We start from the raw sequence: 12,068 nt of genomic DNA, 5'->3' as shown, positions 1-12,068 counted from the left end.
ACATCCTATTGGTTAGTATCTTGTTTACTATGATTACCTGTAGAAATTTTTGAACCGTTATGCAAAAATTGAATTCCATCCACTACAATTTTATCCCCGGCGTTAATTCCCGACAAGACAATCACATTTGCACCGATTGTTTGTCCTATTTGTATTTTCTTTTGATAAGCCGCAAGTGCCGGGCCAGTAGCGGTGGCTCTGGTAGCTATAGTATCAATGTGGGATTTTACAGTATCCTGCTGAGCAACAAATACGAAATATTCGCCCATTTGCTCGGTGATAGCTTTGCTTGGAATAAGCATTTGTGGCTTGGTATCCAGATTATGTACTCTTACCACACAACTCATTCCCACTTTAAGTAAATTCTTTGGATTAGGAAAAATAAGCCTGACCAAAATTGATCCTGTCTGAGGATCTACCGCGCGATCAATAAAAGAAATTTTCCCTAAATGCGGATATAGCGTATCATTAGGGAGCAATAGGGTAAAGAGCGAGTCCGGACGATTTGAAGCTTTACCATATTGAATATTTTCAAAATCTACCAGCTGTTTCTCATTCAGGAGAAAATCAACTGCCATCGGATCATTGGTAGAAATCGTATTTAATATCGTTTGACCAACAGTAACCATATTTCCCAATTTCACCTGGCTAATGCCTATAGTTCCTGTATAGGGTGCAGTGATCACTGCATAATTAAGGTTTGTTTTCGCCGTCTTAACCGCTTCTTCGGCTGCCTTCACCTGACTCTGGGCTACTTGAAGTGCAATAATAGCATGATCATACAATTGCTTTGCTACCGCCTTATAATTATTCAGGTAAGTATAGCGATCCGCATCCTGTTGTGCTTGTTTTAAATTATCCACTGCCACTTTTAGATTCGCCACCTGCTGATCGTAAGCAGACTGGTATAATCTTTTATCTATTTCATAAAGTACCTGCCCTCTTTTCACTGCACTGCCATCTTTAAAAAATATACCGGTTATGTAGCCTTGCACTACAGGAAGCAGATTAACCTGATTTAGCGATTGCATCGTACCTGGATAATTGTCGTAATAAACAACTGTTTGTTTTTGTACTTCATATAAGTTAACAGCTACAGGATGAACTGGAGGAGGACTCTTCTTATGGCAAGAGAAAAAACTCATACAACTCACTAAACCTGAGATTAGTATGATTCTATTTATGAAGGTAGATTTATATGTATCCATAATACTATCAATAAGAAATATCGCCCATGGCTGTTTCAATATCTATCTTGCTCGACAATAGCTGGAACAAGGCATTTAAATAGTTTATTTCAGATGTGATCAAATTAGACTCCGCAGTTATCATATTCAAATAAGGAACAATCCCTTGTTTATACTGAAGATCTACGACAAAATAAACACGCCTCGCCATCGCTACATTTTGTTTCAATACCTTTAAGTTATACAAATTACCCTTATAATTGGCCATAGCTGTAGTATATTGAACATAGATACTGGATTTTAAACTCGTCTCATTCCAATCCAGCAGCTTTTCCTGAAGTTTAGATTTCCGTAAATTATTAACCCTAAAAAAGCCTGTAAAGACCGGGATGTTTAATGAAAATCCAAAATAAGAATTCGGATAAGCTGTTGAAAAAAGCTGACTGAAACTATTGTTTTCATATACATAGTTATAATTGTAAAATCCTGATATTGATGGCAAATAATACCATTTATAATAATTCGTTAACTTTTGTTGCAAAGCTTTTGCCGTTTGCAGTTGTTTATATTCAATACGCTTTTCGTATTTTAACTGTTTAGTCGTATCTATTTCAATACTTTTCAACATTGTTACCGTATCAGAAACGATATGAAACTGATCTTCCGGCTTGTAGCCCATTAACTGCTTTAAAAGCGCATACTGAGGGATAATATTTTCATTGGCCTGTTTAAGTTGTGCTTTAGAATTATTCAAAGAAATATTCGCCTGCTGATAATCAGTTTCATCAACTATTCCACCAACATATTGGTGATAAGCATCTGTATAGCTGCGTCCCAGCCTTAAAGTATCTTCCTTTAAAATGTTAACCTGTTCCAAGGTCAGCAATAAAGTATAAAAAGACTTGCTTAACGCAGAAACTAACTGAATCTTAGCACTATCGGTCACTTGACGTGCCTGTTCTACATATAGTTTTGTAGTGCTGGATGCATATAACAATTGAGGGGTAAATATATTCTGTGTGACGCCGGCACCGGGTATTAAAGTATTATAAACTCCTGTCTGTTCCGGGACAATTAAAGGAGGGCCAGTCGGGGCAGTATTCACTAAACTGGTGGGTAACTTAAAATAATGCGTAAAGTTTCCCGTCGCATTAACTTTGGGCCACCAATCTGCTAAATTTATAGCGTTATTAATCCTGGCAATGGTTTGACCAATTAAAGCCTGTTGCACCTGTGGCTGATGTTTTAAGCCATAATCTATACATTGCTGTAATGTAAATGAAGGACTATGATCATCAGGAGTACCTACAAGTAAATTTTGAGCATATCCAAAGGTCAGTTGTAACAGGCAAAACAAGAAAAGAGAGACCCTTAATTTGATTCGCATAGATTTAAATTAAAAGTTTGCCTATAATAACTAGGAGTTAATCCGGTAGTTTTTTTAAACTGGTTCGATAAATGAGCCACACTGCTGTAATTGAGTTGGTATGAAATTTCTTTTAAGGTATAATCTTCATACAGGAGTAATTCTTTTACCCTTTCAATCTTAAGGTTGATGATAAACTGTTTAATGGTTATTCCTTTTACCTCAGAAAATACATTGGCCAGATAGGTGTAATCATACCCCAGTTGATGGCTAATGTATTCACAGCAATTTACTCTTGGTAACATATCCGGATGATGGATTAAATTGATGATCACATTTTTTATCCGCTCTATAAGAATATTTCTCTTATCGTCTAACAGATCAAGACCTGATCCTTGTAGTTTAGCTTTAAATTCCTGACGCTGCTGCAAGGAAATGTTATCCGTCAGCTCAACAAAACCAAAATCTACAGCCGAATACTTCAACTGCATTTCTTTTAATATTTCCTCCACCACAATCCTGCACCGAAAACTAAACATGTGCTTAATATAAAACTTCATAAAGCCATTTATTTGGAAAGTGTTCTATAATTTATAGATAACCTAATGGCATTCAAATTGTTTTAACAACACTAAATTATATTAAATGTGGGTTTTAATTCAGTTCATTCAAACATTCTGAGACATAGTGTGTTTACCTATTTTACCTAACTTATTTTTTCGATCATGAAAACAAAAAGTAAAACCCCAAAAAGCATTGGGGCTGAGAAAACCAAAGCGTCACGAAGACCAAATTATTATTTTCATGCTGATGAAGATTTTCGGGAAGACCGGGACTGGAAAAAAGGCAGTTCTTTTGATGATACTACACAAAATGTCAAGAAAAAAATAGAATCCGAAAATTCAAGCAAAGTATGTTAACTTTACCCCACTATGGGGATTTTTTCTAGTATTTGTGGGTTAATAGCCCTGTCCCCTACACAAAGGAAAAAGGTATGGGAGTGAAACAAGATATAGCAGAACTTGATGACATCATTTTATTTGTCAATAGTTTTTATGGGAGAGTACAGCGAGACGAACTTATTGGGCCGGTATTTAACAATGTTATTCAAGATTGGGAGCCCCATCTTAAAAAAATGTACGCATTCTGGAATGCTGTTTTGTTTGGTGTTCCTGGATTTTCCGGAAATCCATTTGCAAGACATGCCCCTTTACCTATTGATGAAAAACACTTTGAACGCTGGCTATTATTATTCAATGATACCATAGAAAGCCTTTTTGAAGGGGAAATCGCTGAACTTACGAAGAAAAAAGCAGCAACTATGGCAGTTATGTTTATCAGCAAGCTCAATCATATGAAAGGCGGCTCAGGCAGAGTTCTTGTATAATTATTGAATCCTAATTCTGCCTTTCATTACCAAATGAATACTGCAATAATAATTTGAAGGTACTGTCACCTTCATTTTCCACGATTTTCCAGGAAGTATAGGCCTGGAAGTCCAGGCCTTTGTTTCTTCTTCAGTTACATCATGAGGCACTATATCCCGGTTAATCCAGATTATGGTATCTCCTTTATTAACGGTGATATCATCCGGAACAAATTTCATGTCTTTAATTTCCACTGTATATGTTTTTGATTTTCCAGGAGTTGAGCAACTCCAACTCAAGAATAAGCACATAAACAGGAGACAAGCATGATACCTGATCATGTTAATCTACTTAAAGTGCATCTGTACCATCTCGGCGTGAGCCAAATGAGTTTTTAACGTAGGAATAATTTTTTCCAGCAACGCTTTTAATTCAGGATTTTTAGCTGATGGAATTAACAATGTTTCTACAGTTGAAATTACCGCTTTATGATAAGCTACCTCATTATCAATATAGGCTTTATCAAATGCTTTTCCTGATTTTGAAAGCAAAACTTTTTTAGTTTTTTCAGCATCAGCCATTAATTTTTTGCTTACTGAATTGTCTTTAGGGGTTACTTTTAATTTGGTAACCAAGGCAACCGCCTGGTCAATGATCGCTTTGTGGTCAGTTGACATCGTCTCAGCAAACTTAAGAATATCTGCATTTTTAGATTTTGATTTAGCTATGGTGGCATAATTAATATCAACCTGGTTAGCCGTAACGGCAACAGAGGCTACCTCAGGATCTGTCAATTTGGGATGCTGTGCAAGTAATACGGTTGTAAACACCATTGATAGCGCCATCATAATGATGGTAATTCGAACTAGTGATTTAATCATTTTCATGTCTTTAAGTTTTAAGTTTATGGTTTGAATATTAAAGTATCCGCATTTAAAAGGGGTAACAATACTTTATAGCATAACAAAGCCAATGATCAAACTATTGTTCCTCTTTAAACAATAGTAAAGGGAGATGTGTGTGGTAAGCCAATTTTTGAGTAAGGCTGCGATGTAAAATACTCTCAAAAAAACCATAAGCTTTAGGAACTGTGATCACGAGATCGGCATTAATCTTGTCTGCAAATTCCATAATTCCGGTGGCAGTATCTTCATGGTCAGTATAATGATATTCGGGTGTTCCACCATCCCACAGTTTATGAAGATCATGGATCTCTTTAATGGTATCAGGATTAAAACGTGCGCCATCTCGATCTACATTTAAGATGAATAAAGTTGCTCCCAGCGCATCAACAAAACCTTTTATTTCGTATACCGGGGTCGACTCCGTTACCTTTTTCAAGTCGCATGCAAAAACTATCTTCTCAATTTTTTTAAAAACAGCACCAGGTGGTACAATTAATAAGGGCGCAAGACTGTCTTTCGCCAAATCTAAAGTATGGCTACCAATAAGAGCTCTTTCCAGCTTGCTCCTTCCGGTAATCCCCACAACTACAAGACCTGCACGTTGTTGCTGAACCAGCATGTTCACAGCAGCGAGCAAAGTTCTTTCATCACTCTGTATCTTTATTTCTGTTTTAGAAGATACCAGTGGCTGCAACATATTTTTAAGGTTGGTTAACTTCTCCAAACTGTCTTTCGAAGATTCAGTTACTTTTGGAATAACCGGAGCAAAGCCCGTTGGTGGCAATAATACAGCAGCATGCGAATGATACAGCATCAGGTTTGTCGTTTTCAATTGTCTGCTTAATGCCGCTGCATACATACAAGCATTCTGCGCAGCATCCGAAAAATCAGTAAGCACCAACATGTGTTCTACGCCTATAAACTTATCCAACTTTGCTTCAATCGCTGTTTGTAATTCCAGAAATCCCTGATCAGAAATCTTTCTTTCACCACGTTCGACAATCTTCCATACCCCATCCAATGTACGATTCATCATAATCGGTGAAGGTTCATTGGTTACCATTTGTATCTTAAATTGACGGTAATGATCAAATGCAGTAACAATAGCACACAATTCAAGGCTACCTGTCTTGAATATTACAGAAAATGTTTCCATTATATTATCCCTCTTTTAATGAGAATTAAATTCTCTATATCATAAAGCGCGTTATAAAAATGTGAAAGCCTTAAAAATCTAACAAGCTTTGGGTAGAGAACAAATACAGATGACAACAGTTTTATAAAAAAAAACAAACTACTTTTTTTTACAACTGTTCATACCTGTGACTAGAATAAGCTAGTTACCAAAATTGGAGGATAATAAAATGGCATTAGTAAAGTTTAATGAAAAAAACAACAGGGACCTTATGGCCCCTGGGTTTAACAACATTTTTGAATCATTTTTTAACGACTCTTTTATTTCCGATCGGTTAACTTCAAGAGTACCTGCCGTCAACATTAGTGAAACGGACGATCAATATCACATTGAACTAGCCGCTCCAGGCTTAAAAAAAGACGATTTTAAGGTTAGTCTGGACAATGACGTGCTGACTATTTCTGTAGAGAAAAAATCTGAACATACTGAAACCAATAAAAGGTATAACCGGAGAGAATATAGTTACAGCTCATTTGTACGCTCCTTTTCACTCCCGGATACAGCAGACGATGGTAAGATTGAAGCAAGCTATACCGACGGTGTGTTAACGATTAACGCAGCTAAAAGAGAAGAATCCAAAAGGAAAAGTAGGGAAATCAGTATTAAATAAATGAAACTTGCTGAGCACGTTATCCGGCAGATACATGATACGGGACCAATTTCTTTCCATGATTTTATGGAGGCCTGTTTGTATCATCCTGAAATGGGATATTATACATCAAGTCCGGAAATCATTGGAAAGAATGGTGATTTTTACACCAGCGCTACCCTTACGCCTGTATTTGGAGCAATAGTTGCAAAACAGCTTGAAGAAATGTGGGCATATATGGGTAGTACTGCTTTTACCATCGTAGAATATGGTGCAGGAACAGGCGACCTCTGCAGGTCTATCCTCGATCATTTAAAAAATAATGAAAGGATGTATAAAGAGCTGCGCTACTGCATCATTGAAAAAAGTCCCGTAATGTGTAATCAGGAGGCAAAACATTTAACTGAAAAAGTTGAATGGTACAATTCAATTCAAGAAATAAAAGAGATAAATGGTTGCGTGTTATCAAATGAACTGGTAGATAATTTTGCCATTCACCGTGTTGTTATGCAAGATGAGTTGATGGAAGTATTTGTTGATCACCAAAATGGTTTTTCGGAAACACTATATCCGGCAAGTGCTAAACTCAGAAACTATTTCTCAGAATTGAATGTAGATCTACCAAGAGGGTATTGCGCCGAAATTAATTTGCAAGCACTGGATTGGATGGCCGAAATTGCATCCGCACTAAAGAGTGGATATGTGCTTACCATTGATTATGGTTGCCAGAATTCGGAATTATACAAAGCCAGTAAAAGTCAAGGTACCCTCCTCTGCTACCACAAACATGCGGTAAATGATTCGCCCTACGATCATATCGGTGAACAGGATATGACCTGCCACATCAATTTTTCTGCCTTAGCACATTGGGGAGCAAAAAACGGATTAGAATCATGTGGACTTACCAATCAGGGATATTTTTTAATGTCTCTTGGATTTAGAGAGCAACTTATTAAATCTTTTGTTAATGAACGAGATATTTCCAAAGCAGCCTCGCAAGTTGCGGCCATAAGTAATACCCTCTTACTGGATATGGGAAGTAAATATAAAGTACTCATCCAGCAAAAAGGTATACAAGCAGAGAAACTATCCGGACTCGCCTACTGTATCTAAAGGCACAATATTATAAGAAAAGAGTATCTTAGCATAGATAAAATGCTTAACATTAAAGCTTAACAGTTATGAAAAATTCCATTTATCCTTGTCTAACCATCAGAGGTAAAATTGCTGAAGCAGCAGATTTTTATATTCAAACTTTCGGAGAAGGGAAAATCAGTCAAACCTCAGCATTTGTTGTACAAATTGAGTTGAGCGGACAAAAATTTATGTTCCTTAACGATGGTCCCTCTTCAAACCCCAATGCTGCCATTTCATTTATGGTGATCTCAGAAACACCTGAAGAAACAGAAGCATATTGGAATAAGTTGATTGAAGGTGGTAGTATATTTATGCCACTAAACAGCTATGACTGGAGTCCGAAATATGGCTGGGTACAAGACAAATATGGTATCTCCTGGCAATTATATACCGGAAGTAAAGCAGATACACCCCAAAAGTTTTGCCCAACTTTAATGTTTACTGGTGAAAATGCAGGCAAAGCTGAAAGTGCAGTAAACTACTATACACAATTGTTTCCCAACTCCAATATCCAGGGCATCATGAAATATAGTAAGGAAGATAAAGATAATGTTGATTTCGTGAAACATGCGCAATTTAAAATCAATGATTTTATTGCTATGGCCATGGATAGCTCAGCAGAGCATGGTTTTACCTTTAATGATGCCATATCATTGGTTGTAGAATGCGAAACGCAAGAAGAAATTGATAAATATTGGGACTTGTTAACCACCAGTGGAGGTAATGAAGTTGCCTGTGGCTGGTTAACCGATAAATATGGGGTAAGTTGGCAAATCATACCTAAATCGCTCGGGAAATTAGTTACTGATCCGGCCCGGAGCCAAAGGGTAATGGGTGCACTGATGAAAATGAAAAAGCTGGTGATTGCAGATCTGGAAAACGCATAATATAATACAAAACCGCATACCTTAATCTAAGAGGTATGCGGTTTCTATCAAGCTATATTATACATGATTCTCATTTCCTTCCCAGGGTTTTAATGTGCTCATCATTGTCTCATCAAGATACTTGGAATTAAAGTGTTCGTCACTGGAATTGATAAACAATACAGTCCCGCCTGAAATGTTATCGATCACTTCTTTAACCTCGGATTGTGGCACTGCGGGGCATCCCTGACTTCTACCTAATCTACCCAAGGCAGAAATGGTTTGTGGTCCAACATAATTTGCACCGTGTACCACTATTGAACGCTTTCGTGCATTGGTGTTAAAGCCCTCATCCATTCCGTCCAGTCTTAAAGAACGCCCGTGCGTTCCATTGTAAACCTCTCCGGTCACATAAAATCCCAGGCTACTTTTAAAGGACTGGCTGGCATTAGAAAAATTCACGGCCTTATCACCGCCACTACCCTGCCCATGTGCCACCCAGGTATTCAAAACCAGGGCTTTTTTATTAAGGTCTATGATCCATAAACGTTTTTCAGTACTCTTTAAGTCAAAATCTGCAATGGTAACCACAGATTTGTCTCCACCAAGCTTGCCCGAATTTCTAAGGTTATAGAAACCAGTTACGGCTCTTTCAAAAACCTCGATCCTAAGACCGCTAAGGCTCAATTTAGCACTATCATACAATTTACTAATGTAGTTGTTGTAAAGCGAATCGCTGTTTACGGTTTTAGTTGTTTGTACCGCTATTGGTTGTACCGACGCTTTTTGTTCTTCAATCCTTTTCACTGATCTCCAGCCGATTGTGGTCAGCGCCAATAAAATTACACATGGCGTCCACAACCCTAAAATGCATTTTCTCATCCTTTAGAGTTACTTCTTTAAATTTAAAAATAATATTTAAGTAAGAGGTTTATACAGATGTGGTGCTTATGGTTTAAGGTTCAACAGGAACAAATGTAAGTATTTAATTTTACGTAACTAACTATGTGTTTAACAATTACCTTAAAATGACTTAAAAATAGCAGTGGCCGTTAACAACTAATTTCTATCAATAACCTTCAAAAGGCGCTCCAGATCCTGTTCATTGTTATAAAAGTGAAAAGATATCCTTAAGCCTTCGCCACGTGGCGAAACAAGTATATTGGCATCATAAATTCTTTTTATCAATTCAATATCCGCTGGTATGTTAAATATTGTAGAATGTGAAGCCCTTTGGATTACCGCGCTGGAAAGTAAACCTCTATCCGTAAAAGCCTTTTTTGCGATTTCGCCAATAGAACGGAGTCTTTCTTCAATGAAATCAAAACCAACCTCTTCCAATAGCAAAATAGCTTGTTTCAGGCTACCAAAGTTAAGTGTATCCAAATGGCCGGGTTCGAAACAAAGCGACAGCATTTTTTTGTCATTTAAAAATGGTTCTTTAGGTAAAGGATATTTTAATCTATCCTGATATAGATATTTGTACACATTATCCTTAATTAGCATAAATCCATTGCCAAATCCACCCAGCATCCATTTATAAGCACTGCTGATGAGCACGTCCAGGCCTGACTCCTTGAAATTAAACCTTTCTGTACCGCAAAATTGAGTTCCATCACCAACAATGAGCATATCCGGATATTCATTTTTTAATCTTTTCAGGAAATCCAGATCGATTTTAATGCCATTGATATACTGTACCAGACTTATGGCTAATACTGAAGGTTTAAACGCTTCTATTTGAGCTAATATATTTTGTTCAAGGTTTTCATCCAGTGCTGCATAGGCACAACTAAATCCCCTACACTCCACAGGATAATTTACAGATGGATAATCACTTTTGATCAGTAGGAATCTATGGTCACGAGACAATCCATCTAAAAAGGTATTAAATGCAATAGAGAAATTCTGTACAAGGAAAGTGTTTTCCGAGCTGCCCTGGAAGAATCGGGCCACATGCTGCCTTAAGTCCTCAAAAAAAACGTTCTGCTGTATACGAAATTCGCTTCCTAGTTGGATAAACTCTTCATCATTGTCCCGCCTCCACTGCTGTATAGATCTTGATAAAACACCTGTAGCGGCGGTGTTAAGATAGGTATAGTTCTCTAATACGGGGAATTGTGCTGCGATGTTCATTTAACAAATGTAATAGTTGTACATTATTATTTTATTTCAAGAGATAAAAAACATAAAAGTAAAGAGGTTGTTTCTATAACGCACCGACTAAAACGGAAAAGCATCTGAAAATTCAACGTTCTAAATGAATTTCTTTTTAAATTATAATTTTAAAATCATGGAAAAAGTAATGATTTGTTTCGACATGCCTGGTGTTACGGCAGAACAGTATGACCGGGTTTGGAAAGATTTGCAGGCCGCTGGCCATGCCAATCCAAAAGGCTTATTACATCACGCTGCTGCGCCAACTCCAAATAGTTGGATGGTTGTAGATGTTTGGGAATCTGAGGCTGATTTTAAAGAGTTTGGCAAAACATTAATGCCAATTCTTGCCAAAAATGGTTTTTCAGAAGCTGAACCGGCAATAATGCCACTTCACCATATGTATAGTAGTCCACGGGTTCATGAATATGAATCAAAAATCTAAGTAAAAGCTTTAACCCTGCATGTTTTGGTAAATCAGAACATGCAGTATTTATGCTGTCTACTCACACACATATTAGCTGTTGAAACACCAGGTTATATAGTATTCATCTTATTTTGAGCCGGTTGCTCAATATAAGCCTTATTAAACAATAATTTTTAGATCCGTACATGCTTTCGTTTTGTTATATTTCCGTACTAATGGTAAAATCTGATTTAGGTTGAGATTAGCTTAGCGTAAGAAATAGAATATTCTACCACGAATTTAAGGGTATTCATGTAATAATTTTATTTTCTTATTATTTAATTAATATATTGAAATTAATCAATTGAAGATGATGACCTTTTATTTTTTTTATGAAAAAGTATCGCGCATTAGCAATAGGCTTTTCTTTTCTTTTGCTGGCATGTAGTTGCAAAAAAAAAGTCTCTGACAGCCCTGGTTTTCCACCATCTGGGCAGTATTTTTCTGTAGTTGAATCAAGACAATCAGCTGTAAACAACAAACAACTAATCATTAAGAAAATCGATCCCGATGGTAATTTGCTGATTTCGAAACCTGTGACGGAAATAATAACTATTTCTGAGGAAAACATTTTTAGAATTGCGAGCAGTTGGAATGAAATTCAAAAGCTTTTTAATGAAGGTGATAATACTTTTCTATTCGATTATGGTAATAATGTAGTTGATACAATTGTTATTAATTCAACTATAAATTTCGAAAACAATACCATTGTGTTTAATTCAGTCGAATATAACAAGTCCGTTATTCAGCCTGTACTTAGAAATAAGCCTGCACAAAATTCTAAAATATATCAATTAAAATAATCCAATCTAAAGTTATTTAACTAGGGTAAA

15 protein-coding genes are annotated in these 12,068 nt (G+C 36.7%); 7 read left to right on the top strand and 8 right to left on the bottom strand.

Translation table 11 applies throughout. The annotated features are described in order from the left end of the window. Positions 1–5 precede the first annotated feature (5 nt). From P0Y49_09855 to P0Y49_09845, 3 genes are all read right to left on the bottom strand, one after another. Entirely contained in the window at positions 6–1,145 is a 1,140-nt protein-coding gene (locus P0Y49_09855; GenBank protein ID WEK21441.1) for an efflux RND transporter periplasmic adaptor subunit, read from the bottom strand. Between the two features lie 70 nt (positions 1,146–1,215). Further along, entirely contained in the window at positions 1,216–2,574 is a 1,359-nt protein-coding gene (locus P0Y49_09850; protein ID WEK21440.1) for a TolC family protein, read from the bottom strand. Then, positions 2,559–3,113 (bottom strand): AraC family transcriptional regulator, encoded by a 555-nt coding sequence (locus P0Y49_09845; protein WEK21439.1) that lies wholly within the window; start codon positions 3,111–3,113, stop codon positions 2,559–2,561. Before P0Y49_09845 ends, P0Y49_09850 begins: the two co-directional genes overlap by 16 nt. Before the next feature lie 165 nt (positions 3,114–3,278). Here P0Y49_09845 and P0Y49_09840 point away from each other — a divergent pair, with 165 nt between their 5' ends. Both P0Y49_09840 and P0Y49_09835 read left to right on the top strand, forming a co-directional pair. Continuing rightward, positions 3,279–3,473 carry a hypothetical protein gene (locus P0Y49_09840; protein WEK21438.1) on the top strand — a complete coding sequence of 65 codons (195 nt, stop codon included), beginning with the start codon at positions 3,279–3,281 and terminating at the stop codon, positions 3,471–3,473. A gap of 74 nt (positions 3,474–3,547) precedes the next feature. Then, positions 3,548–3,940 (top strand): group III truncated hemoglobin, encoded by a 393-nt coding sequence (locus P0Y49_09835; GenBank protein WEK21437.1) that lies wholly within the window; start codon positions 3,548–3,550, stop codon positions 3,938–3,940. On the opposite strand, the gene P0Y49_09830 is transcribed toward P0Y49_09835, so the two are convergent. The 3 genes from P0Y49_09830 to P0Y49_09820 all read right to left on the bottom strand — a co-directional run bounded on the left by P0Y49_09830 (position 3,941) and on the right by P0Y49_09820 (position 5,981). Next, positions 3,941–4,231, bottom strand: a complete 291-nt coding sequence (locus P0Y49_09830) for a plastocyanin/azurin family copper-binding protein (GenBank protein ID WEK21785.1) — start codon at positions 4,229–4,231, stop codon at positions 3,941–3,943. 36 nt (positions 4,232–4,267) lie between these two features. Then, a complete protein-coding gene (locus P0Y49_09825; protein ID WEK21436.1) occupies positions 4,268–4,801 on the bottom strand; it encodes a DUF4142 domain-containing protein in 534 nt (177 codons plus the stop codon). Between the two features lie 100 nt (positions 4,802–4,901). Next, positions 4,902–5,981, bottom strand: a complete 1,080-nt coding sequence (locus P0Y49_09820) for a universal stress protein (protein WEK21435.1) — start codon at positions 5,979–5,981, stop codon at positions 4,902–4,904. A 208-nt stretch (positions 5,982–6,189) separates the two neighbouring features. Here P0Y49_09820 and P0Y49_09815 point away from each other — a divergent pair, with 208 nt between their 5' ends. From P0Y49_09815 to P0Y49_09805, 3 genes are all read left to right on the top strand, one after another. Beyond that, entirely contained in the window at positions 6,190–6,630 is a 441-nt protein-coding gene (locus P0Y49_09815) for an Hsp20/alpha crystallin family protein (protein WEK21434.1), read from the top strand. After that, complete coding sequence (locus tag P0Y49_09810; protein WEK21433.1) at positions 6,631–7,722, top strand: SAM-dependent methyltransferase; 1,092 nt, start codon at positions 6,631–6,633, stop codon at positions 7,720–7,722. It abuts the gene before it with no gap. A gap of 68 nt (positions 7,723–7,790) precedes the next feature. Next, the gene (locus P0Y49_09805) at positions 7,791–8,633 is read left to right on the top strand and encodes a VOC family protein (protein WEK21432.1); all 843 of its coding nucleotides are present in this window, start codon (positions 7,791–7,793) and stop codon (positions 8,631–8,633) included. A gap of 57 nt (positions 8,634–8,690) precedes the next feature. Here P0Y49_09805 and P0Y49_09800 read toward each other — a convergent pair whose 3' ends face one another. Both P0Y49_09800 and P0Y49_09795 read right to left on the bottom strand, forming a co-directional pair. Continuing rightward, a complete protein-coding gene (locus P0Y49_09800) occupies positions 8,691–9,494 on the bottom strand; it encodes a murein L,D-transpeptidase catalytic domain family protein (GenBank protein ID WEK21431.1) in 804 nt (267 codons plus the stop codon). Between the two features lie 177 nt (positions 9,495–9,671). After that, the gene (locus tag P0Y49_09795; GenBank protein WEK21430.1) at positions 9,672–10,748 is read right to left on the bottom strand and encodes an aminotransferase class V-fold PLP-dependent enzyme; all 1,077 of its coding nucleotides are present in this window, start codon (positions 10,746–10,748) and stop codon (positions 9,672–9,674) included. 157 nt (positions 10,749–10,905) lie between these two features. Here P0Y49_09795 and P0Y49_09790 point away from each other — a divergent pair, with 157 nt between their 5' ends. Together P0Y49_09790 and P0Y49_09785 are read left to right on the top strand one after the other, a co-directional pair. Beyond that, positions 10,906–11,214, top strand: coding sequence for a hypothetical protein (locus tag P0Y49_09790; protein ID WEK21429.1), 309 nt, complete (start codon positions 10,906–10,908; stop codon positions 11,212–11,214). Positions 11,215–11,567: 353 nt separating this feature from the next. Continuing rightward, a complete protein-coding gene (locus P0Y49_09785) occupies positions 11,568–12,038 on the top strand; it encodes a hypothetical protein (protein ID WEK21428.1) in 471 nt (156 codons plus the stop codon). The last annotated feature ends 30 nt before the right edge of the window (positions 12,039–12,068 follow it).

Origin of the sequence: Candidatus Pedobacter colombiensis (assembly GCA_029202485.1) — a bacterium.
Taxonomy (GTDB): Bacteria; Bacteroidota; Bacteroidia; order Sphingobacteriales; family Sphingobacteriaceae; genus Pedobacter; species Pedobacter colombiensis.
The sequence above is the reverse complement of the archived record's forward strand: the minus strand, read 5'-3'. Positions and strand labels throughout refer to the sequence as shown.

What these genes read in the sequence shown, in the direction of transcription:
- P0Y49_09840 (WEK21438.1), top strand. Translation starts at nt 3,279, where the DNA reads ATGAAAACAAAAAGTAAAACCCCAAAAAGCATTGGGGCTGAGAAAACC.
- P0Y49_09855 (WEK21441.1), bottom strand. Translation starts at nt 1,145, where the DNA reads ATGAGTTTTTTCTCTTGCCATAAGAAGAGTCCTCCTCCAGTTCATCCT.
- P0Y49_09820 (WEK21435.1), bottom strand. Translation starts at nt 5,981, where the DNA reads ATGGAAACATTTTCTGTAATATTCAAGACAGGTAGCCTTGAATTGTGT.
- P0Y49_09795 (WEK21430.1), bottom strand. Translation starts at nt 10,748, where the DNA reads ATGAACATCGCAGCACAATTCCCCGTATTAGAGAACTATACCTATCTT.
- P0Y49_09815 (WEK21434.1), top strand. Translation starts at nt 6,190, where the DNA reads ATGGCATTAGTAAAGTTTAATGAAAAAAACAACAGGGACCTTATGGCC.
- P0Y49_09800 (WEK21431.1), bottom strand. Translation starts at nt 9,494, where the DNA reads ATGAGAAAATGCATTTTAGGGTTGTGGACGCCATGTGTAATTTTATTG.
- P0Y49_09830 (WEK21785.1), bottom strand. Translation starts at nt 4,231, where the DNA reads ATGTGCTTATTCTTGAGTTGGAGTTGCTCAACTCCTGGAAAATCAAAA.
- P0Y49_09790 (WEK21429.1), top strand. Translation starts at nt 10,906, where the DNA reads ATGGAAAAAGTAATGATTTGTTTCGACATGCCTGGTGTTACGGCAGAA.
- P0Y49_09835 (WEK21437.1), top strand. Translation starts at nt 3,548, where the DNA reads ATGGGAGTGAAACAAGATATAGCAGAACTTGATGACATCATTTTATTT.
- P0Y49_09850 (WEK21440.1), bottom strand. Translation starts at nt 2,574, where the DNA reads ATGCGAATCAAATTAAGGGTCTCTCTTTTCTTGTTTTGCCTGTTACAA.
- P0Y49_09810 (WEK21433.1), top strand. Translation starts at nt 6,631, where the DNA reads ATGAAACTTGCTGAGCACGTTATCCGGCAGATACATGATACGGGACCA.
- P0Y49_09785 (WEK21428.1), top strand. Translation starts at nt 11,568, where the DNA reads ATGAAAAAGTATCGCGCATTAGCAATAGGCTTTTCTTTTCTTTTGCTG.
- P0Y49_09845 (WEK21439.1), bottom strand. Translation starts at nt 3,113, where the DNA reads ATGAAGTTTTATATTAAGCACATGTTTAGTTTTCGGTGCAGGATTGTG.
- P0Y49_09825 (WEK21436.1), bottom strand. Translation starts at nt 4,801, where the DNA reads ATGATTAAATCACTAGTTCGAATTACCATCATTATGATGGCGCTATCA.
- P0Y49_09805 (WEK21432.1), top strand. Translation starts at nt 7,791, where the DNA reads ATGAAAAATTCCATTTATCCTTGTCTAACCATCAGAGGTAAAATTGCT.